Below are 21,969 nucleotides of genomic sequence, written 5' to 3'. Positions count from 1 at the left end.
TATAATATATTAATGGGTGGAAAACTTTTTTGGCGTCAAGATAAGTCCGGAATAAAAATCACAACTGTCTCTTTTCTGATAATCGAAGTATAAGGTAATGTTTTTAAAGACAAGACAGTTTTTCTGTGTTGCAGTTTATTTTTTTGTAATATAAACAATATTTAATTATTAATTGATTAAAACAATAAGAATGAAAATGAAGAACTTTAAGAGTTTGAAAGGATTGTTCATGTTCCTTTTGTGTATGTACGTATTTACCGTTTCTGCACAAAACCTGACAATCCGCGGAGTTGTAACAGACTCGTATAATGAACCGGTTATCGGAGCCACCGTAGTCGTGGAGGGGAATACTTCACAAGGTACAGTAACCGATATCGATGGAAATTTCACATTGCCTAATGTGCCTGCAGATGCCAGCTTAGTGTTCAGCTATGTGGGATTACAAACGCAAACAGTTGCCGTGAACGGGCGCACAACTATAAACGTTACACTCAACGAAGATTCCGAATTGCTGGACGAAGTTGTTGTAACGGCTCTGGGTATCAGACGTGACAAAAAAGCATTAGGATACGCTATTCAGGAGGTAAAAGGCGAAGACATTGTGGCTGCACGCGAATTAAACGTAGCCAATGCCCTCTCCGGAAAAATATCGGGATTACAAGTCATCCGGTCCAACAACGGCCCCGGCGGTTCTTCTAAAATTGTGATCCGTGGGAACAATTCGGTTACAAACCTGAACCAACCGTTGATCGTGGTAGATGGCGTACCTATGGATAACTTTACCGGGGCTAAAAACAACGACTATTGGAATCCCAGTGCCGACATGGGTAACGGTTTATCAGATATTAATCCTGAAGACATTGAGAGTATGACCGTATTGAAAGGAGGCTCAGCTGCCGCACTTTACGGGTCGCGTGCAGGAAATGGTGTGATCTTAATCACCACTAAAAGCGGGCGAAAAACGGACGGATTGGGAATCACAGTTTCTTCTTCAATATCTGCCGAATCTATTTTCATGAACCCTGAATTGCAAAACACGTTCGGTCAGGGGAGTCAGGGTGCTTACGACCAATTGTCGCCACTCAGTTGGGGTCCCGAAATCACCGGTCAGGAATATACAAAATGGAACGGTGAAACAGCAAGAATGCAGGCTTATGACAACATCAACAATTATTTCAATAAACCGGGTATCAATCTGACAGAGAACATCGCTTTCTCACAGCAATATAACAATGTATCCGTATATACCTCACTGGGACGGACCGATGACTGGAGTAAAATTCCGGGAGCAGACCTGAGTCGTACGAATCTGACAATGCGTGCAACCACTCAATTCGGACCGGATGACCGCTGGAGTACGGATGCCAAAATACAATACATTTCAACCGATGCCCGTAATCGTCCGGTCGGGGGAAGAAACGCATCAAATCCATTCTTCACGATGTATGCTTTGCCCCGTTCTCTCGATATCCGTGATTTCAGTAATCCGATAAATGAGCAGGGAAGAATGGTCTGGTATCAAGGGGGCACCACTCCTCAAATCAATCCTTACTGGTTGACTAAATACAGATTGAGCAATGATGTTCGTGAACGTTTCTTAATGCAGGGTTCGTTGAAATATCAATTTACCGACTGGTTAAACGGGGAAATCAAAGGGGGAACTGATATGTATTTTACTGAATATGATAACAGGACATACGGAAGAAGCCCACTCTCCGATACCGGACGTTATAGCTTCGGACAAGATAAATTCTTCGAAAATAATTTTAGTGCCCTCCTTTCTGCGCAAAAAGACAATGTTTTTGGTAAATGGGGACTCGGAGGTTCATTGGGAGGTAACCTTATGCACCGGAAAAAAACCGGAATAACCGCTGGACCGGATGAATTACTTGTTCTTAATCTTTTCACATTCGGCAATTCAAAGAACAAACTGGATGCCGAACGTGAATATAATGAAAAGAAGATCAACTCAGTGTATGGTACCGCACAGTTGAATTACGGCGGATATTTGTTTATCGATGGGACTTTCAGAAACGACTGGTCTTCTACGCTGCATCCGGATAACCGATCGTTTTTCTATCCCTCAATCAGCACCTCCTGGGTAATAAGCGACATGTTGAACACTGAAGGAAAGGGCATGCCGTCATGGTTTACCTATGCCAAAGTACGTGCATCTTTCGCACAGGTAGGTAACGATCTCGATCCTTATCAGCTTTACAATACTTATAGCATTGGTAAAGATCCGGAAAATAACGCGACAGCCGGAACCAATAATACATTGTATGATCCTACCGTACGCAGTGAGTTAATTTCGTCGTGGGAAGCAGGAACCGAACTCCGCTTTTTCAATAATCGCCTGGGATTTGATTTCGCCTGGTACAAGTCGAATGCACATCGTCAATTACTGAACCTGCCGATGGACCCGTTGAGTGGATACAACTTTAGAAAAATCAATGCAGGTAACATCCAAAACCAGGGGATTGAGTTAATGATCAATGCCCGTCCGGTAGAAACGAAAGATTTTGCATGGAACATACAGGCTAATATTTCCAAAAATAAAAATACGATCATAGAACTGACGGACGACGTAACACTCTATGAATTGGGAGGTTATGACAACCTTAAGGTCTATGCTACGGCAGGAGGGGCTTATGGCGAAATTTACGGGACAAAATTCAGAAGGGTTACCGACGAAAATAGCCCGCATTATGGGAAATTGATCGTGGACGGAAATGGACTTCCGCTCGGAACCACGGAAAGCGAAAAAGTCGGAGATCAGCAAGCCGATGTATTAATCGGATTAACCAACTCTTTCCAGTATAAAGGTTTTTCATTTAGCTTCCTGATTGATGCTCGTATCGGAGGAGATATTTTTTCTGCTACAAACTTGTACCTGCAAAGTGCCGGAACAGCGGCTGTAACAGCACCCAATGGAAAACGTGAAGAATTTGTCGTGGAAGGAGTTTATCTTGATAACAACCAGCAATATCAGGTAAATACAACGCAGGTAACACCCCAGCAGTATTGGGAACGTGTAACTACAGCGACCGGAAATCTCGGTATTTCCGAAGCAAATATTTACGATGCAACAAATATACGCCTGCGTAACGTACAGTTAAATTACGACTTTAACCGTTCGTTATTGACCAACACTCCATTTACCAGATTAAGAATGGGAGTTTCCGTAAACAACGCGTTAATGCTTAAGAGTCATCTCAAAGGAGTAGATCCCGAGTCGGTATTTGCCATTGGCACTAACGCCGTAGGTTTTGAAAATACGGCTCCTCCTACTTCACGGACATTCCTTTTTAACGTAACATTCGGTTTCTAATAAATTAAAATGACAACAACAATGAAAAAAAGGCAAATATTATATACGTTTTTAGCTGCAATCATGTTATTGGGTGCTTGTTCCGATTTTGAGGACATAAACAAAGATCCCAATGCAGCGAATGAGGATGACATTAAGGTGCAATACATATTAAATAAAGCGATCACCGATGCCCAACAAGATCCGCACATTGCGGAACGGGCTTTCGTATTGTACTGGAGACGGGCCGGACGGCAAGATCGTTCGGGCGGCATCAACCTGGGAACATACAACAACGATTGGAGTTCCGATTACTATCGTTATGTATCCGAATGGATGAGATCGGCCACACAAGCAGTGGATTTGGCCGAAAAGCAAATTGAAAAAGATGATTTTGCGGTAGAATATGACCGTCAGATGGCTAAAAACCTCAAAGAGGTGGCTCGTATTTGGAGAGCATATCTAATGAGTGAGTTTTCCGATAACTTTGGTCCACTTCCCATTGAAGCTTTCAAAGGAACCAATCCGGAATTTTCAAGCGTTAAGGATGTGTATTATTTCCTGCTTGACGAACTGAAAGACGCGGCAGCCAATATAGATGTGAATGTAACACCCCAGGACGTGGATAAAAAATTTGACCGTGCATATGAATTCAATTTCTCAAAATGGGTAAAATATGCCAATTCTCTACGTATGCGTCTTGCGATGCGTTTATCGGAAGTAGATGAAGCAAAGGCAAAAACTGAGTTTGAAGATGCTGCACAAGGTGCACTTATCCTTGAAGCAGGAGATATGTTTTCTGTACAGGAACGTGATGGATGGGATCCTCTTGCAGGAGTTATGTCCAGACCGTGGAACGCTTTATTGATGAGTAATACGCTTAATAACCTTATGATTAACTTGGGAGGTATAAAATCAGCAGACCAGTTGGATGCTTCCTATTCCTCTTACATTAAACCCCAGGGATATATGGGTGTTAGATATCAAAACCAATTTTCCACCTACACGAACGATCCTTCAATCGGTTTTGTTTTCGATGGACTCCATTACTCTATTGATCCCAGGGCATATCAACTTTACTCTATCCCGGGTGATTTCAGTAACTCTAACGCTCAATTTACATCAGAAGATGACTTAGGCCCTATTGAAAGATCTATTTTCGCCGACAGAGACCAGAAAGAGGAAATAGCCAAAATAAATCTTGCGTTTACCTGGAATACGATGCCCGGAGGAAGTTGGGGTGATATGTCTGCTATGAATCAGGTAATCGGTTCCCTTTACAACCCAATCCTTGTGAAGAAGTACAGGAACCATTCACAAAGACGTGTATTCTTTGCCAATTGGGAAACTTATTTCTTGATAGCTGAAGCATCTCTTAGAGGTTGGTCAACTCCGGTTGCAGCCAAAGATGCTTACGAAAGAGGCATAAAAGCAAGTTTGGAATACCACGGGATTGATAAGTTCTATGATTCGTATATCGCATCTACCGATTATAACCGCGTTGGAACTTCTGTAAAATGGGATCATACTACAGAACCACCCTCGACGGTTGAGGTGGATATTATAAACGGTTACACCAAGCAACCTGCCAAATACGCTTATAGATATCCGGTGGCCAGTCAAACATCCTACGGTAAAGCACTGAACGATCATATGACTAAAATCATCACCCAAAAATTCATTGCTCAGAACCCGTGGTTGCCACTTGAAACATGGAACGACTATCGCCGTTTGGGTCTTCCGTTCTTTGAAAACATGGTAGTTGAAAATGCGTTGACTGATTTACCCGCATTAACTAAGGATAATGTGAGAACTACGCAACAACCCACTTTTTTCCCACAGCGTCTTAAATATCCGGCTTCGCTTGAGAACAGCAATCCTGAAGGATATAAAAAAGCCGTGGAATTGCTGGGTGGTCCCGATGCTGTGTTAACACCGCTTTGGTGGGCTAAACACTAACTGGTAGTTTAATTGATTGAAAATAGGAGGAATTTTTTAATTCTTCCTATTTTATTTTCTGACCTCTCGTATCAATTACATAGCGGTCGGCATCATAATACTTTAGATCCGATTATTATCATGAAATATTTCAACTGATCCTTCCCCATTCGTAGCGGTTTCCACCCAAACGGCCCAATTGTTGCTTTAATACCAGATGCTCCGGTTGTTCCAGTTTAGGATCCTTTTCAATAAGGTCTTCTGCAATCTCCCGGGTACGATATAGAATATTACTGTCTTTTACCAGATCAGCAATCCTGAGGTCGAAAGGGATACCGCTCTGCTGGGTTCCTTCCAGATCGCCCGGGCCCCGCAGCTTCAGGTCGGCTTCGGCAATGACAAATCCATCATTACTTTCGGTCATGATCTCCATCCGCTTACGGGTATCGGATGATATTTCATAAGGTGTTATCAGTACACAATAGGACTGGTCGGCTCCCCGCCCTACCCGCCCCCGCAACTGATGCAATTGCGAGAGACCGAATCGCTGCGCACTTTCGATCACCATTACACTGGCATTAGGTACATTCACACCAACTTCAATTACAGTTGTAGACACCATGATCTGCGCTTCATTGACCACGAACCGCCGCATTACTTCATCTTTTTCGGCAGGCTTCATTCGTCCGTGCATCTTACAGACGTTGAACTCGGGGAAAGCTTCCTTGACATGCAGGTATCCTTCCTCCAGATTCTTCAGGTCGAGCTTTTCACTCTCTTCAATCAATGGATAAACGATATATGCCTGCCGGCCCACACGGATCTGCTCACGGATAAACTCATAAAGTGCACCCCGTTTCTTATCGTACCGGTGAAGCGTTTGTACCGGCTTCCTGCCCGGCGGTAGTTCGTCGATCACCGACACATCCAAATCGCCGTAAACCGTCATTGCCAGCGTACGGGGAATAGGAGTGGCGGTCATCACCAGCACATGTGGCGGCTGATTGTTTTTTGTCCATAATTTTGCCCGTTGCGCCACCCCGAAACGATGCTGCTCATCGATCACTACAAACCCGAGATTATTGAACTGCACGGTATCTTCAATCAAGGCATGCGTTCCGATAAGGATGTCAACCTCACCCGATTGGAGGCCGGCATGGATCTCGTCCCGTTCCTTCTTCTTCGTGGAACCGGTCAGCAACTCCACCCTCAAGTCCATTCCCGAGAGCATCTCGCTAAACGTTTCAAGATGCTGCGACGCCAGGATCTCGGTCGGCGCCATCAGGCAGGACTGGTAACCGTTATCAAGCGCAATCAGCATGCACATGATCGCCACCAACGTCTTACCGCTACCTACATCTCCCTGCAGCAGACGGTTCATCTGTTTCCCTGATGCGGTATCTTTCCTGATCTCTTTAATTACCCTTTTCTGTGCGTTGGTCAAAGGGAACGGAAGTTTTTGCTTATAAAACGAATTGAGATGATCCCCCACTCTCCTGAAGATAAAACCGTTCAACTTCCCTTTCCTTTCCGAGGCATAACGAACAATATTAAGCTGGATATAGAAGAGCTCTTCAAATTTCAGGCGATACTCCGCATCACGTAATAAAGGAGCTGATTTCGGAAAATGAATATTCTCCAACGCGTCATGGAACGGCATCAGCTTGACCTCTTTCACTACATCGGACGAAAGTGTTTCCGGTAGCCGCTCTTTAATCAACCCGAAAGCATTGTCGATGATCTTCTGCATCGCCCTGGAGTTAAGATAGTGGTTCTTCATCTTCTCCGTGGTGTTATACATTGCCATCAACCCTTCAGGGCGATCCGACTCATTCATAAAAGGATCGATATCGGGATGGGCGATATTCCACTTGCCATTGAACAGGGTGGGCTTACCAAAAACTACATATTCCTGATTGAGTTTGTACTTCCCTTCTATAAACCGTATCCCCTGGAACCAGACCAGATCCACAAAACCGGTACCGTCGGTAAAGTGTGCTACCAACCGTCTGCGACGTCCCTCGCCAAAGGATTCGAACGCAGTGATCCTCCCTTTCAACTGAATATAGGCCATCGAGTTATCGATCTCGTGGATATAATAAATCCTGCTCCTGTCAATATAGCGGTAGGGATACCACCTCAGCAGGTCACCGACCGTGAAGAGATTGATCTCCTTATTGAGGATCTCTGCCCTTTTGGGTCCAACACCGGGAACGAATTTTATGTCAGTCTGAAGAATACTCATTATTGTTACGTACTATACGTTCCAGATCACGCTCTTCTTTCCGCTGCAATATAATTGATTTAACATACTCTTTTTATGCAGTATAGTATTTTTATTGCAAATTTTTATCACCTTCCAAGTTGCAAGTTTTTCGCAAATGTAAACAAAAATGAGGAACAGTTCAAACTATTCCTCATCGCTCATTTCTCAATCAGCCTGATCGAATCACACTCGTCACTCTAAAAAATTACCAGGCGAAGAGCGGATATTGCCGCATGGTGGCATTCACCTTTTCACGCACCAACGCAATTGTCCTGTCGTTTTCCGGATCCGAAAGCACGGTATCGATCATCTCCACGATCTCACCCATTAAGTCTTCCTTTGCCCCACGGGTGGTGATGGCAGGTGTCCCGAAACGCAATCCCGACGTCTGAAAAGGAGAACGGCTGTCGAAGGGCACCATGTTTTTGTTAACGGTGATATCGGCTTCCACCAATACTTTCTCTCCCACTTTACCGGTAAGGCCGGGGAATTTGGTGCGCAGGTCCACCAGGATAATGTGGTTGTCCGTTCCCCCGGAGACTACTTTATACCCCTTGTCGACGAACGCCTGCGCCATCCGGGCGGCATTCTTCTTCACCTGTGCCTGATAAGTTTTGTATTCGGGTTGCAACGCTTCGTAGAACGAAACCGCTTTCGCGGCAATCACGTGTTCCAACGGGCCTCCCTGCATACCGGGGAATACGGCAGAATCCAAAAGGGTTGACATCATCTTCACCTCTCCTTTCGGCGTGGTGATACCCCACGGATTCTCAAAATCCTTCCCCAACAGGATCACTCCCCCACGCGGGCCACGCAGGGTCTTATGGGTTGTAGAGGTAACGATATGGGCATATTTCAACGGGTTATCGAGTAATCCGGCGGCGATCAAACCGGCAGGATGCGCCATATCGACCATAAAGATGGCGCCGATCTCATCGGCTACCCTACGGATGCGGGCATAATCCCACTCGCGGGAATAAGCAGATGCGCCGGCAATGATCAGTTTAGGCCTTTCCGTACGGGCAACGTCTTCCAGTTGGTCATAGTCGATCTGTTGATTGTCTTCACGCACATTGTATTCCACCGGTTGAAACATCAGTCCGGAGAAGTTAACCGGCGATCCATGCGTCAGGTGGCCGCCATGCGATAGGTTCAATCCAAGGAATTTATCACCGGCCTTCAAACAAGCCAGGAACACAGCGGCATTTGCCTGTGCACCGGAATGAGGTTGGACATTAGCCCATTCAGCACCGAACAACTCCTTCAGCCTGTCAATAGCCAGTTGCTCACTCATATCCACCACTTCACAGCCGCCGTAATAGCGTCTGCCCGGATAGCCTTCGGCATATTTATTGGTCAGCACCGACCCCATGGCCTGCATCACCTGGTCACTCACAAAATTTTCGGAGGCAATCAGTTCTATACCTTTCAACTGCCGCTCACGCTCTTTCCCTATGATCTCTGCGATCTGCCTGTCTTGGTTCATTCGAATATTTTTTAAAAGAATTGAGTGCAAATATAGTGATTTTTACGGCACAGAATGGAGCCGGAACAGAATTAACTCACTATATTTGCATTTTATGGATGCAACCATAATTCGATTAGTCACCTTATAAATTAGAATAAAATGAAACAAACAATTTTTATTATCATTCTGCTTGCCGCACTGACTATCGGGTCGGCAGAAGCACAGCAATCTAACTATATTCATGTTTCGGTGGATGCCGGTTTAGTAGCCAACACAAACCGCGACAAGAAATTCGGTTTGGGCGGGACTCTCGGTTGGCTTACCCAGGACAATCTGCTTTCCCTCAACCCCAATAATTACATTTCTTTGAATGTGAAGGCTTTCAACAATCCTTACGGGGAAGGTAAAATTCTTTCCAGCATCAAGAATGATGCCGACGATGCATTCAACTATATCATGCCGCTGGCGGGCTATCGTTTCACCCAAGAGGGTATCTCGGACGGTTTTTTCGTGGAACCGCGTATCGGGGCGGTATTCGGCGCCAGCTATGCCGGATTGGCTTTCTCACCCATAGCCGGTTATGCCGTGCAACAGTTCAATTTTTCCATATACTGCGATATGGGATTCGCTGGTAAAGAGAGTGCTATCCGCAAAAAGAGTTTCTTCACGCCGGGTATCAGTGTCGCATATAATATCAGTCTAAATTAGGTCTCGTATGAAGAAAGCGCTGGTCACCGGAATTACCGGCCAAGACGGTTCTTATCTTGCAGAATTACTTCTGGAAAAGGGATACGAAGTACACGGTACCCTGAGGCGTTCATCCTCCTTCAATACCGGCAGGATAGAGCACCTCTACCTTGATGAGTGGATCCGCGATATGAAACAGAGACGGCTCATCGACCTGCATTATGCCGATATGACCGACTCCAGTTCGCTTATCCGTATCATACAGCACATCCAACCCGATGAAATCTACAACCTGGCCGCACAGAGCCATGTAAAGGTGAGTTTCGACGTACCCGAATATACGGCTGAAACCGATGCCGTGGGAACCCTCCGACTGTTGGAGGCCGTGAGGATACTGGGACTGGAAAAAACGACACGGATATACCAGGCATCTACCTCCGAACTGTTCGGACTCGTACAGGAAGTGCCCCAGAAAGAGACTACACCGTTCTACCCCCGCAGCCCTTACGGGGTAGCAAAACTGTATGGATACTGGATCACAAAGAATTACCGGGAGTCATACGGAATGTTCGCGGTGAACGGCATTTTGTTCAATCACGAGAGCGAACGAAGGGGAGAAACATTTGTCACCCGGAAAATTTCACTGGCGGCCGCCCGTATCGCACAAAATCTTCAGGATAAACTGTACATGGGGAATCTGGATGCGAAACGCGACTGGGGTTATGCGCCCGATTATGTGGAATGTATGTGGTTGATGCTGCAACATGAGGTGCCGGAAGATTTCGTGATCGCCACGGGTGAGATGCACAGCGTACGGGAATTCTGTACGCTTGCATTCGCCGAAGCGGGAATAGCGCTGCGATGGGAAGGGGAAGGCGCCGCCGAAAAAGGAATAGATATGGCTACAGGGCGTATATTGGTGGAAGTCGATCCAAGATATTACCGTCCGGCGGAAGTAGAGAAATTATTGGGAGACCCTACCAAAGCCAAAACCCTGTTGGGATGGAATCCACGAAAAACATCATTCGAAGAACTGGTCAGACGAATGGTGAAAAACGACATGGAGACTGTGAGAAAACTCTCCCCGTAGATTGAGACCTGACTTCGTAATAAGTAAATGAAAGAAACTGATCATGGATAAAAACAGTAAGATATATGTCGCCGGCCATCGCGGATTGGTGGGATCGGCCATTTGGCGAAACCTGCAATCGAAAGGATATACCCACCTAATAGGTCAATCCCATCAGGAATTAGACCTGCTGGATGCCGGAGCTGTAAAATCTTTTTTTGACAGGGAAAAACCCGAGTATGTAATCCTTGCTGCGGCCTACGTGGGTGGTATTGTCGCCAACAACACTTACCGGGCCGATTTTATATATCGCAATCTGCAAATCCAGAATAATGTCATAGGAGAGAGTTTCCGGCATAATGTCAGGAAACTCCTCTTCCTTGGCAGCACCTGCATTTATCCCCGGGAAGCACCACAACCTATATCTGAGGAGGCGTTGCTTACCGGGCCGCTGGAATATACTAATGAACCTTACGCCATCGCCAAAATCGCAGGATTAAAAATGTGCGAGAGCTTTAATATCCAATATGGCACCAACTATATCGCGGTGATGCCTACAAACCTCTACGGGCCGAACGATAATTTCGACCTTGAAAAGAGCCATGTATTGCCTGCAATGATCCGCAAGATCCATCTGGCAAAAGCGTTGATGAACGATGACTGGAACACTGTCAGGCAGGATCTTACCCGGCGCCCGGTAGAGGGAATTTCGGGTAACAGCACGCAGCAGGATATGGAAAGTAAACTCCGGAAGTACGGCATCAATAAGGAACGGGTCGAATTATGGGGAAGTGGAAAACCATTGCGGGAATTCCTCTGGAGTGAAGATATGGCCGACGCCTCTGTCTATATTATGGAGAATGTGGATTTTCCGGATCTGGCGAAGGGGAAAACCGAGATACGGAATTGTCATATCAATATCGGCACCGGAAAAGAAATCAGCATCCGCGATCTGGCCGCATTGATCAGAAAAACCATCGGTTATACGGGAGAGATAACTTTCGATACTTCAAAACCCGACGGCACCATGAGAAAGTTGACTGATGTTTCCAGATTAAACACATTAGGATGGAAACATACTGTCGATGTTGATGAAGGTGTGAAGAGGATGTATGAATGGTACATTCAGGGTTAAAATATTTTCGTGCCAGGTAGCGCCGGGCAGTAGTTTTTTCACCTTAAATTTATTTTCACTACATTTAAAGAATATAAGATGCGCCTCAAAAAAACTCAAGCAAGCTTGGTTTTTCTCTCGGCTTTCATTATATTTGTAAAGGAAAAACCATTAAAAAGACACAAATATGAATCTAACCAGCTATCCGGCAGAGCCTTTCCGTATCAAATCGATAGAGCCTGTCAAAATGATCCCACGTGAAGAACGGGAAAGAGTGATCAGAGAAGCGGGATTCAATACCTTCCTTATCCCGAGTGACGATGTATATATCGACCTGCTGACCGACAGTGGAACCAATGCGATGAGCGATCGTCAATGGGCAGGCATGATGATGGGTGATGAAGCCTATGCCGGTAGTCGTAATTTCCGTCATCTCGAAGAGACGGTACAGGATATATTCGGATTCAAGTACGTAGTCCCGACTCACCAGGGAAGAGGAGCGGAAAACCTGCTATCGCAGATCACCATCAAACCGGGACAATACGTGCCTGGTAACATGTACTTCACCACTACCCGTTATCATCAGGAACGCAACGGCGGGATCTTTATCGATATCATCCGCGACGAAGCACATGATGCTTCGCTGAACATCCCGTTTAAAGGAGATATCGACCTGACTAAACTGCAAAAGCTGATCGACGAAAAAGGGGCTGAAAATATCGCCTATGTATGTCTTGCCGTAACAGTCAACCTGGCCGGTGGCCAACCGGTTTCTATGAAAAACATGAAGGAGGTAAGGGAGTTAACCTCCCGCCATGGCATCAAACTGTTTTATGATGCTACCCGTTGTGTGGAGAACGCCTTTTTCATTAAAGAGCAGGAGGAAGGTTACGGCAACAAATCCATAAAAGAGATTGTAAGGGAGATGTTCAGCTATGCTGACGGATGCACCATGAGTGGTAAAAAGGATTGTCTGGTGAACATCGGCGGATTTTTATGTTTGAATGACGACGATCTTTTCGCGGAGGCAAAGGAGTTGGTGGTAGTATATGAAGGGATGCCCTCATACGGAGGAATGGCCGGACGCGATATGGAAGCAATGGCGATCGGCTTGAAGGAGTCGCTGCAGTATGAATATATAGAACACCGTGTAAAACAGGTGCGATACCTGGGTGAAAAGCTGCGGGAGGCAGGTATCCCGATGATCGAGCCCACCGGCGGGCATGCTGTGTTTCTGGATGCCGGGCGTTTCTGCCCGCACCTCACCCAGGATCAGTTCCCGGCGCAGAGCCTCGCAGCCAACCTTTATGTGGAATCGGGCGTACGTAGCATGGAGCGGGGTATAGTCTCCGCCGGACGTAATAAAGATACGGGTGAACATCACCGACCTAAACTAGAGACGGTACGACTCACTATTCCCCGCCGTGTCTACACTTACCGCCATATGGATCTGGTAGCAGAAGCCGTTCAATCACTCTATCAGAAAAAAGAAAGCATCAAAGGGCTCCGCTTTGTATATGAACCCAAACAACTACGGTTCTTTACCGCCAGGTTCGAAGAGATAGATTAATCACCGCAAACGTCCTGATAGGCACCACTGGCAATATCATCAAGCCATTCCTGATTCTCGATATACCATTTGACAGTCTTTTCGATACCTTCCTCAAACTGGAGAGAGGGTTCCCACCCGAGTTCATTCTTGATTTTTGTGGCATCGATAGCGTACCGCAGGTCATGTCCGGCACGGTCAGTGACATAGGTTATCAACTTCTCCGAGTCACCTTCCTCACGGCCAAGAAGACGATCGACCGTTTTAATGATTACATGAATCAGATCGATATTCTTCCACTCGTTAAAACCACCAATATTATAGGTATCTCCCACCTTTCCTTTGTGAAAGATAAGATCGATGGCACGTGCATGGTCCTCTACGTAAAGCCAATCTCTCACGTTCTCTCCCTTTCCGTAGACAGGTAACGGCTTATTTTGACGGATATTATGGATAAACAACGGGATCAATTTCTCAGGGAACTGATTAGGACCATAATTATTAGAACAATTGGAAATAATGGTCTGCAAACCGTATGTGTCGTGATAAGCCCTGACGAAGTGATCAGATGCGGCCTTTGATGCCGAATAGGGGCTATGCGGATCATATCGGGTCTCCTCGGTGAAAAGGGTTCCATCGAACTTCAGGGCTCCATACACCTCATCGGTGGAAACATGATAAAAGAGCCTGTCTGAGTATGCACCTTCCCAACTTTCTTTTGCCGCCTGCAATAAATTAAGAGTTCCCAACACATTCGTCTTGGCAAAGGAAAAGGGATCGGTAATAGAACGATCTACATGGCTTTCGGCTGCCAGATGGATCACATCGGTAATTCCAAAACCAGTGAAAACCTCTTTCATCTTTTCGAAATCGCAGATATCTGCTTTCAGAAACCTGTAATTGGGTTTCCCTTCTATATCTTTCAGATTAGCCAGATTCCCTGCATAAGTGAGTTTATCAAGGTTGATGATCTGATAATCGGGATATTGATTAACAAACAATCGTACTACATGGGATCCGATAAAGCCGGCTCCTCCAGTGATTAGTATATTTTTTTTTGCCATGATTGAATTATTCCTCCCTCGGGTTATTTACGTACTATGTTGAAAATTGAAAATTGGTAATTAGCAATTGGAAGCCGCCCATATGTAACCGGTAATAAACAATTAGTAATTTGTAATTGGAAATTAGTAATTAGAAAGGTGGGTTTCGACGATCTTTTTCCGAAAGAATGATATCTTCAAAGGGTAAACACCAGTCGATACCTAACTTCGGATCATTCCAAAGGATTGCATCTTCATAATCCGGCGCATAATAATTATCGCATTTATACTGGAAAATAGTCTCTCCGGCCAGCACGGCATAACCATGGGCAAAACCCCGGGGAATAAAGACCTGTCGCTTATTCTCTTCGGAAAGTTCTATCGATATATGTTTCCCGTATGTAGGAGAATCCTTACGAATATCCACCGCTACATCCAGCACCTTACCTTTCACCACACGTACCAACTTAGCCTGTTCATAGGGTGGTCTCTGAAAATGCAATCCTCTCACAACTCCATATCCCGACAAACTCTCATTGTCCTGTACAAAAACGGTTTTACACACTTTCTCTTCAAACTCTCTCTGAGAAAACGATTCAAAAAAATAACCGCGCTCATCACTATACACGTCCGGATCAATAATTACGACCCCTTCTATATCTGTTTGTATAATATTCATACGAACACTTTAGTAAATTACTAATTAGTAATTACTAATTACTAATTCTTTTCTCCTATAACCTACAATCTTCCATCTCTTATTCATCTCACTACCCAGGCACTTTCCCACCTTTCTTACACCAATCGAAGCAGATATTGCCCGTATGGGTTATTCTTCATCGACATCCCGATTTCCGTCAATTGCTCATTGGTAATCCAACCGTTCCTCCAGGAAATCTCTTCAAGGCAGGATATCTTTAACCCTTGCCGTTTCTCCAATACCTCGATAAAGGTAGATGCTTCCGAGAGGGAATCGTGAGTTCCTGTATCAAGCCAGGCAAAACCTCGCCCAAAGAGTTGCATCTGTAACTGTCTCTCTTCAAGAAAAGCCTGATTGACGGAAGTAATTTCCAACTCTCCACGTGCCGATGGTTTGACCTGTTTCGCAATCTCTACAACCCGGTTAGGATAAAAATAAAGCCCTGTAACCGCCCAATTCGATTTTGGTTCAACAGGCTTCTCTTCTATACTCAAGACCCTCCCCGCAGGATCTATTTCAGCCACACCGTAACGTTGTGGATTAGTCACATTATAACCGAAGATGGTTGCTATCCCTTCCTTTTCAGCATCCTTTACGGCTTTTTGCAACATGGCGGGAAATCCCTGTCCGTAGAAAATATTATCACCCAGCACCAAACATACAGCATCATCGCCAATAAAATTTTCTCCGATAATAAAAGCCTGTGCCAATCCGTCCGGAGAAGGTTGTTCGGCATAACTGAAATGGACACCATAGTCAGAACCATCACCGAGCAACCGTTCGAATCCTGGCAGGTCGACCGGAGTGGAGATAATAAGAATATCCCTGATCCCCGCTAACATCAGCGCAGAAATAGGATAATAGATCATAGGTTTATCGAAAATGGGAAGTAGTTGCTTCGATATCCCTTTCGTAATGGGGTATAACCTTGTGCCGGATCCTCCGGCTAGAACGATTCCCTTCATACTTAATCCGGTTTTTCTACAAAGATAGTGAAAGCTGAGAGAAATCGTGAGAGTTTATTATCAAAAGATTTCCGAAGCGCATCCTATCTTATCGAAAGGTATAAAAATATTTGGCTTACACAGAATAACTACCGAATATTTTGGGATTTGGGATTTGGGAATTATTTACGTCCTAAATCCGATATCCGACATCCCAAATTTTCACGAATAACAACTGAACAACTATCGAAGTAAGTCCGGTCTCAATCTCCGGGTGCGTTCCACCGCCTGTTCGTAACGCCATTCCTCTATTTTCCGTTCATGCCCCGACAACAAGACATCAGGCACTTTCCAGCCCTTGTACTCAGCGGGACGGGTATACACCGGTGGCGCCAGGAGTCCATCCTGGAATGAGTCGGATAAAGCGGACTGTTCATCACCGATAGCTCCGGGAATAACGCGGACAACGGCATCTGCAATCATGGCGGCGACCAGTTCTCCTCCTGTAAGCACAAAATCACCAATGGAGATCTCCCTCGTGACAAGGTGTTCCCTTACCCGGTAATCAACTCCCTTATAATGCCCGCAAAGAATAATAATATTTTCTTTCAGGGAAAGTTCATTGGCGGCGGACTGGGTAAATTGTTCCCCATCGGGGGTAGTGAAGATCACCTCATCATAGTCCCGTTGCGATTTCAGATAACTGATAACCCTGTCGATAGGCTCTATCTGCATAACCATGCCGGCCTCTCCGCCAAACGGATAATCATCCACACGCTTATGTTTATCAAGCGTGTAGTCCCGTAGGTTATGCAGTCCGAACTCGACCAGTCCTTTTTCCTGAGCCCGCTTCAGAATACTGGTATGGAGCGCCCCTTCAATTATTCCGGGAAGTACGGTAATAATATCAATTCTCATACACTTTTGCTATCATTGAGCAAAGATAATCAATCGAGACAGGAAAAAGAAATGACAAGGTACAAAACCTATTGGCTCCCCCCTTGTGCCGGAGTGCCGCCTCCTTGAGAGCCGCCATCCTGATTCTGCATGACATCATCATTACTGATGGTGCGCTGTACCCTTTTCATCGAAGATTTCAAATCGCCAAAGCGGTAAGTAACACTCAGGTTAATGCTACGCATGGGGTTCAGGAATTTGTTCTTTTGAGTGAATCCGTCTCCGGTGGTTGTGGAAGAAAATTCCCTGTATTTGGAGAAAAGACTCTGTGCATAAAGGGAGACATCCAGTTTTTTATTAAGAAGACTTTTCATCACATTGAAATTGTAATGATAGAAAGGCGATTGCTTGGTCTGCAACTGCACCCGGCTGGTAAACACTCCTCCGTTAACCCCTACCCGAAGATCTTTGGGAAAGGTAAAAGTAAGCCCCCCGAATGCACGCCCCGAAAAGCCGCTGTTCCTTAATTCACTGTTCTCCGTACTCTGGATATCTGTATAGTTTATACCCCCATTGAGATAGGTACGGATCATCTGGGTAGGAGTCCAACTCACATACACGTTGGTTCCCACCGTATGATTGCGGCCGATATTGTCATAGGTATTATGAGTTACAGCTCTTTCAGCTCCCGTCTCCTCATCCTGAGTTCTCTGTATAAAACTATAACTCGTCACCGCATTCTGTGCAAATGAATAGCTTACTGTGGCATTGAAATTGAGTTTTTGTGAGAAGGAGCCGTAGTTGATGTTGAAGTTATGTTGTTGTTCGGCATCGAGATTGGGATTCCCATAACTGATATTGTTCGGGTCTATATCATTGACATAAGGATTCAACACCCAGATGCCCGGGCGGGAAATACGCATATTATATCCTCCACGCAATGTACGGGTCATTCCCAACTGGTAGGAGATGGTAGCCGATGGAACAAGATCAAAGAAATTGGTCTTGATAATCGTATCCTGGGCCATATTCATAAAATGGATATCCTGTTGGGTATGCTCGGCACGTAAACCAACTTTCATTCCCACCTTACCTGTTTTATAGCCATAACCGGCGTATGCCGAAGTGATATTCTGCTGGTGATCGAGATCGTTTTTCCGGGTCAAATCGGGCTTCCACACTTTATCAACCACATCAAAGAAAGTGTGGTCTCCTTCACTGGAATTATCCCTGAAGATATATTTCAATCCGGCTTCAATACTATGTTTTCCGTTAAGCGGATTCACATAATCCACCTGTCCGGTATGTTCATTACCTCCGGCATTATTCACACTTTTTTGCTTGTATCCGTCGGGGAAGTGGAAAGTGTTTTGGTCATCTATCACATTATTGTATTCACTTTCATATTCGCTGTCGTTGGGATTACGTTCGAAACGATAAGAAACCGTCAACATCTCCCCCTTTCTTTTGAAGTTACGCTGATAATCGGCCGACAGGTTCATCCCTCCATATTGCGAAGTACTGTTTGTACGGGTATCATAGGAGTGTGGACGTACGCCCCGGGAAATCGCACTCTGGGCACCAATGGAATTATATTCTCCCCCAAACCGGGATACCGACAGGTTGAAGAGGTTCAACGTATCGGGTTCGTAACTGAGTGCGCCACTCAGATAGAGCCCCCCACCTTTGCCTTTATTGGTTCCGTCGAGCGATAAGGTATTGGCCGGATCGGTCTCTTCCCGGAAGAAAGAGGATTCGGATGCCGGACGCCTGAAATTGTAATATCCGGCATTTCCGGTAAACCCGACTTTACCATACTTGGTAGCCAGGTAAGCATTTCCTCCATAACCGCCAAAGGTATCGCCATTGGCACCCACGGAGCCGGAATAACCATCATCGGCACGTTTGTCGGTGACAATATTGATGATCCCTCCTATCCCTTCTGCATCGTACTTGGCCCCCGGATCGGTGATCACTTCCACATCTTTCACACTGTTGGCCGGCATACTTTTCAATACCTGCGATGGATTGGAGGAGATCATATTGGAAGGTTTACCGTTCAGGTAGATTTTAACCCACATTGCAGCACGATTATAAATAGAAGTTAAACTTACCCTCTATTTACGTTAAATCCGCTTGTTTTACGTCTGTTTGCTGACCATAAATTTTTGTATCAGGCTGATATTCAATGTCGGTTTATTTTAAAACACGAATGTAGTCCCCCATTTGATGTTGAAAAAAACGTATCCCTTGATTACTTTTGCGTTGTATGTTTTTCAAGACAAGCATAAAGCAAAAGGATGGGGGCCATGAGTATACCCATTACCGGTTGTGTGAGAGCTACCGGGAAGGCCGCTTCATCCGTAATCGCACGCTGCTCTCTTTGGGTGACCTGGAATCAGTTCTTCCACCTGAAAAGATTCCCTTTCTCTGTCAACGCATCAACCAGGTTTACTTCGAGGGCAAAACATTCATCATCTCATCGCTTCGTGATGACAAGGTGGAAGCCCTGTGCACGAAATACGTGGGACTACTCCATGAAGCGCAAAAGATAGAAAAGGCAAAGAAGAAGGCGGCTGGTATCGAGCAAGTGTACATTGACAGGACAACGAACAGTGATATCCGGGAGGTTGGTGGCGAATGGCTTTGTCTTCAAGCTTGCCGCCAATTGCTCCTGCCGGAGTATTTAGAGACTTTCGGCTGGGAGAAACAAGATATCGCCCTTGCTTTAACCCAGATCATCGCCCGGGCTGTTTACCCCGCATCGGAGTATAAAACAAGCCGTTGGTTGCAGGAGAACTCGGCGCTTTGTGAACTGACCGGGGTTGATCCTTCGGCCATCACCAAAGATAAGCTTTACCAGATGGCTCACCGGCTTTATGGTGAGAAGGATGGCTTGGAACGTCATTTTTCTAACCGCACGAACGATCTTTTTTCCTTGGATGACAAGATTATCATCTATGATTTAACAAATACCTATTTTGAGGGAACCATGCGAGAGAGTCGGATAGCTAAGTTCGGGCGCAGCAAGGAAAAGCGTAACGATACCAGACTGGTGGTGCTGGCTGTGGTGGTCAACCCGGAAGGTTTCCTGAAGGAGTCACAAATCTTTGAAGGCAACATGACTGATCCTGAAAGCCTGCAATATATTCTTGACAAGATGAAATCCCATAGGGGGAGATCCGATAAAAAGCAGGTGGTGGTCATGGATGCCGGCATCGCCACGAATGATAACCTGAAGATGTTGAAAGAGGAATCCTTCGACTACATCTGTGTCTCACGGGGTAAACTCAAAGAATACCGTGCAACAAGCCTTTCCCCAGTGGAAATACGGGATAAATCCAACCAGCTCATCGAGATCAGTCAGGTAGAAGTGGATGGCGAAAGTGACAGCTTCTACAAGGTGAAGAGCTATAGCAAGGGTCTCAAGGAAGCGTCCATGGAAAACCGTTTCACGCGGGCCTTTGAATGTGGACTGAGCCAGGCAGCCGAAGCCCTGAAAAAGAAAGGAGGCACCAAAAAGCTTGAAAAGGTGTGGGAACGCATCGGCCGGCTAAAGGAAAAATATCCTTCGGTACACCGCCTGTATCAGATCCATGTCGAGCCCGACGAAAGGGGGATTCATGCCACATCCATATCCTGGGAGAGAATCGAGGCAAAGAGCGAATCAAGACATGGGGAATACTTCCTGCGTACTTCCCTGTCGGTTCATGGAGAGGAGATCACCTGGCTGATTTACAACACTATAAGAGAAGTAGAGTCGACGTTTCGTTGCCTGAAGACTGATCTGAACCTGCGTCCCGTGTTTCATAAAACGGATGAGGCGACAATGGCTCATCTTCACCTTGGGTTGTTAGCCTACCAACTGGTAAGCACGATCCGTTACAAACTGAAACAATTTGGGATTACCCATGAGTGGAAAGAAATTGTCCGGATCATGAACACGCAGAAAATGGTGACAACCCACATGGTAAATACCGATGAAGAGTGTGTGTCAATCAGAAAATGTTCACTCCCTGAATCCAAAGTAAGGATCATATATAAGGTGTTGGGATACGATGAAAAACCATTCATCAGGAAAAAATCTGTAGTCCCCCAATTGAACCTTAAAAAAAATATATACGCAGGGATACAGGGAATTAGCTCCGGTTAGCTGCAATGTGGGTTAAAATTGGTAGAGCCTTTCAGTTGAATCTCATCCTCACCATCCACTGTAACAAGAGGTACCTTGCGCAACAGATCCAACACACTGGATGTGGATGACTCCGGATCATCCTTGGCATTATAGGTGAGCTTATCGATCTCCACTTTCACTAAAGGAGCCTGGGCGGTAACACTAATTTCGTCAAGCTCTGTGGAACTCTCTGTCATTTTAATTTCACCCATATCAACTGATTTTTGCGAGGCGCCGATTTCTACCGGCTTTTCCAACTGATCCATTCCCACAAAATAGAAAGTAAAGATATATTTCCCGGGATCGAGTGCCGTGGAGAATGTTCCATTCTCCTGTGTGGCCAGCTTTTTTATGGCAGCGGCGGGAGCAGCCTCCCGTGCAACGGAAATAGTTGCGTAAGGCAATCCGTTCTGATCGGATGCCGATACCAATTTTCCTCTCACTGTAACGGACTCGGCCCATAATGTTGTTGAAAATAGAACGCTCAACAGTAAAATAAATGTTTGTCTCATACGATTATTTTATTTTTCAATTTCGGTGTATGGAATGTTTAATCACGCACGTCTCCTCTATTCCTCTTGTGGTTTCATTTCTAAAGCGCTAAAGTAAGCATTTAATTGGAAGGGTATCGAATAAAACTCCGGTTGTTACGAAAATTTAGTAATCACCTTTTTGTTTAGTTTCGATTTTTGCATATTTAAACATCAGATGGGGATTTAGGATTTGGGATTTCAAGATTCAAAAATTATGAATTGCAAATCGACGTAGTCAAATCAAAAAAAATATAAGGAACAAACAAAAGTAACCATT

15 protein-coding genes are annotated in these 21,969 nt (G+C 45.3%); 7 read left to right on the top strand and 8 right to left on the bottom strand.

Features of this window, described 5'->3' with window-relative positions; genetic code table 11:
- Nucleotides 1-190 precede the first annotated feature (190 nt).
- Nucleotides 191-3,331, top strand: coding sequence for a SusC/RagA family TonB-linked outer membrane protein (locus U2P89_RS10040; RefSeq protein WP_083711056.1), 3,141 nt, complete (start codon nt 191-193; stop codon nt 3,329-3,331).
- Nucleotides 3,332-3,352: 21 nt separating this feature from the next.
- Nucleotides 3,353-5,269 (top strand): SusD/RagB family nutrient-binding outer membrane lipoprotein, encoded by a 1,917-nt coding sequence (locus U2P89_RS10035; protein ID WP_322191314.1) that lies wholly within the window; start codon nt 3,353-3,355, stop codon nt 5,267-5,269.
- Nucleotides 5,270-5,399: 130 nt separating this feature from the next.
- Here the strand turns inward: U2P89_RS10035 and recG are convergent, their stop codons facing one another.
- Together recG and glyA are read right to left on the bottom strand one after the other, a co-directional pair.
- Entirely contained in the window at nt 5,400-7,496 is a 2,097-nt protein-coding gene (recG, locus tag U2P89_RS10030; RefSeq protein ID WP_409568029.1) for an ATP-dependent DNA helicase RecG, read from the bottom strand.
- Nucleotides 7,497-7,719: 223 nt separating this feature from the next.
- Nucleotides 7,720-9,000, bottom strand: a complete 1,281-nt coding sequence (gene glyA, locus U2P89_RS10025; protein ID WP_313380081.1) for a serine hydroxymethyltransferase — start codon at nt 8,998-9,000, stop codon at nt 7,720-7,722.
- Between the two features lie 141 nt (nt 9,001-9,141).
- On the opposite strand from glyA, the gene U2P89_RS10020 reads away from it, so the two are divergent.
- The 4 genes from U2P89_RS10020 (at nt 9,142) to U2P89_RS10005 (ending at nt 13,422) form a co-directional block, all read left to right on the top strand.
- The gene (locus U2P89_RS10020; RefSeq protein WP_322191313.1) at nt 9,142-9,690 is read left to right on the top strand and encodes a hypothetical protein; all 549 of its coding nucleotides are present in this window, start codon (nt 9,142-9,144) and stop codon (nt 9,688-9,690) included.
- A gap of 7 nt (nt 9,691-9,697) precedes the next feature.
- Entirely contained in the window at nt 9,698-10,759 is a 1,062-nt protein-coding gene (gene gmd, locus U2P89_RS10015) for a GDP-mannose 4,6-dehydratase (RefSeq protein ID WP_091906091.1), read from the top strand.
- Nucleotides 10,760-10,802: 43 nt separating this feature from the next.
- Complete coding sequence (locus U2P89_RS10010) at nt 10,803-11,873, top strand: GDP-L-fucose synthase family protein (protein ID WP_091906092.1); 1,071 nt, start codon at nt 10,803-10,805, stop codon at nt 11,871-11,873.
- Between the two features lie 166 nt (nt 11,874-12,039).
- Entirely contained in the window at nt 12,040-13,422 is a 1,383-nt protein-coding gene (locus U2P89_RS10005; RefSeq protein ID WP_322191312.1) for a tyrosine phenol-lyase, read from the top strand.
- Here the strand turns inward: U2P89_RS10005 and rfbB are convergent.
- The 5 genes from rfbB to U2P89_RS09980 form a co-directional block, all read right to left on the bottom strand.
- Nucleotides 13,419-14,465 carry a dTDP-glucose 4,6-dehydratase gene (rfbB, locus tag U2P89_RS10000; protein ID WP_416188634.1) on the bottom strand — a complete coding sequence of 349 codons (1,047 nt, stop codon included), beginning with the start codon at nt 14,463-14,465 and terminating at the stop codon, nt 13,419-13,421. The genes U2P89_RS10005 and rfbB overlap by 4 nt on opposite strands.
- A 130-nt stretch (nt 14,466-14,595) precedes the next feature.
- Nucleotides 14,596-15,123: a dTDP-4-dehydrorhamnose 3,5-epimerase gene (gene rfbC, locus U2P89_RS09995; protein ID WP_322191311.1), complete on the bottom strand. Its 528-nt coding sequence runs from the start codon at nt 15,121-15,123 to the stop codon at nt 14,596-14,598.
- A 116-nt stretch (nt 15,124-15,239) separates the two neighbouring features.
- A complete protein-coding gene (gene rfbA, locus U2P89_RS09990) occupies nt 15,240-16,109 on the bottom strand; it encodes a glucose-1-phosphate thymidylyltransferase RfbA (protein ID WP_322191310.1) in 870 nt (289 codons plus the stop codon).
- Nucleotides 16,110-16,331: 222 nt separating this feature from the next.
- Nucleotides 16,332-17,006, bottom strand: a complete 675-nt coding sequence (trmD, locus tag U2P89_RS09985) for a tRNA (guanosine(37)-N1)-methyltransferase TrmD (protein WP_076931301.1) — start codon at nt 17,004-17,006, stop codon at nt 16,332-16,334.
- A gap of 68 nt (nt 17,007-17,074) precedes the next feature.
- Nucleotides 17,075-19,066, bottom strand: coding sequence for a TonB-dependent receptor domain-containing protein (locus U2P89_RS09980; RefSeq protein ID WP_322191309.1), 1,992 nt, complete (start codon nt 19,064-19,066; stop codon nt 17,075-17,077).
- A 188-nt stretch (nt 19,067-19,254) separates the two neighbouring features.
- Between U2P89_RS09980 and U2P89_RS09975 the strand changes: the two genes are divergently transcribed.
- A complete protein-coding gene (locus U2P89_RS09975; RefSeq protein WP_045090503.1) occupies nt 19,255-21,138 on the top strand; it encodes an IS1634 family transposase in 1,884 nt (627 codons plus the stop codon).
- On the opposite strand, the gene U2P89_RS09970 is transcribed toward U2P89_RS09975, so the two are convergent.
- The gene (locus U2P89_RS09970) at nt 21,135-21,671 is read right to left on the bottom strand and encodes a carboxypeptidase-like regulatory domain-containing protein (RefSeq protein ID WP_322191308.1); all 537 of its coding nucleotides are present in this window, start codon (nt 21,669-21,671) and stop codon (nt 21,135-21,137) included. The genes U2P89_RS09975 and U2P89_RS09970 overlap by 4 nt on opposite strands.
- Between the last annotated feature and the right edge of the window lie 298 nt (nt 21,672-21,969).

It is taken from the genome of Proteiniphilum sp. (assembly GCF_034331125.1).
Taxonomy (GTDB): domain Bacteria; phylum Bacteroidota; class Bacteroidia; order Bacteroidales; family Dysgonomonadaceae; genus Proteiniphilum; species Proteiniphilum saccharofermentans.
Note: the sequence above shows the minus strand (reverse complement) of the source record. Positions and strands in the feature narration are given on the sequence as shown.

Coding starts and splice junctions, on each gene's coding strand:
- gmd (WP_091906091.1), top strand. CDS start 9,698: ATGAAGAAAGCGCTGGTCACCGGAATTACCGGCCAAGACGGTTCTTAT.
- glyA (WP_313380081.1), bottom strand. CDS start 9,000: ATGAACCAAGACAGGCAGATCGCAGAGATCATAGGGAAAGAGCGTGAG.
- U2P89_RS09980 (WP_322191309.1), bottom strand. CDS start 19,066: ATGTGGGTTAAAATCTACCTGAACGGTAAACCTTCCAATATGATCTCC.
- rfbB (WP_416188634.1), bottom strand. CDS start 14,465: ATGGCAAAAAAAAATATACTAATCACTGGAGGAGCCGGCTTTATCGGA.
- trmD (WP_076931301.1), bottom strand. CDS start 17,006: ATGAGAATTGATATTATTACCGTACTTCCCGGAATAATTGAAGGGGCG.
- U2P89_RS09970 (WP_322191308.1), bottom strand. CDS start 21,671: ATGAGACAAACATTTATTTTACTGTTGAGCGTTCTATTTTCAACAACA.
- U2P89_RS10010 (WP_091906092.1), top strand. CDS start 10,803: ATGGATAAAAACAGTAAGATATATGTCGCCGGCCATCGCGGATTGGTG.
- U2P89_RS10040 (WP_083711056.1), top strand. CDS start 191: ATGAAAATGAAGAACTTTAAGAGTTTGAAAGGATTGTTCATGTTCCTT.
- U2P89_RS10020 (WP_322191313.1), top strand. CDS start 9,142: ATGAAACAAACAATTTTTATTATCATTCTGCTTGCCGCACTGACTATC.
- U2P89_RS10035 (WP_322191314.1), top strand. CDS start 3,353: ATGAAAAAAAGGCAAATATTATATACGTTTTTAGCTGCAATCATGTTA.
- rfbA (WP_322191310.1), bottom strand. CDS start 16,109: ATGAAGGGAATCGTTCTAGCCGGAGGATCCGGCACAAGGTTATACCCC.
- U2P89_RS09975 (WP_045090503.1), top strand. CDS start 19,255: ATGTTTTTCAAGACAAGCATAAAGCAAAAGGATGGGGGCCATGAGTAT.
- U2P89_RS10005 (WP_322191312.1), top strand. CDS start 12,040: ATGAATCTAACCAGCTATCCGGCAGAGCCTTTCCGTATCAAATCGATA.
- rfbC (WP_322191311.1), bottom strand. CDS start 15,123: ATGAATATTATACAAACAGATATAGAAGGGGTCGTAATTATTGATCCG.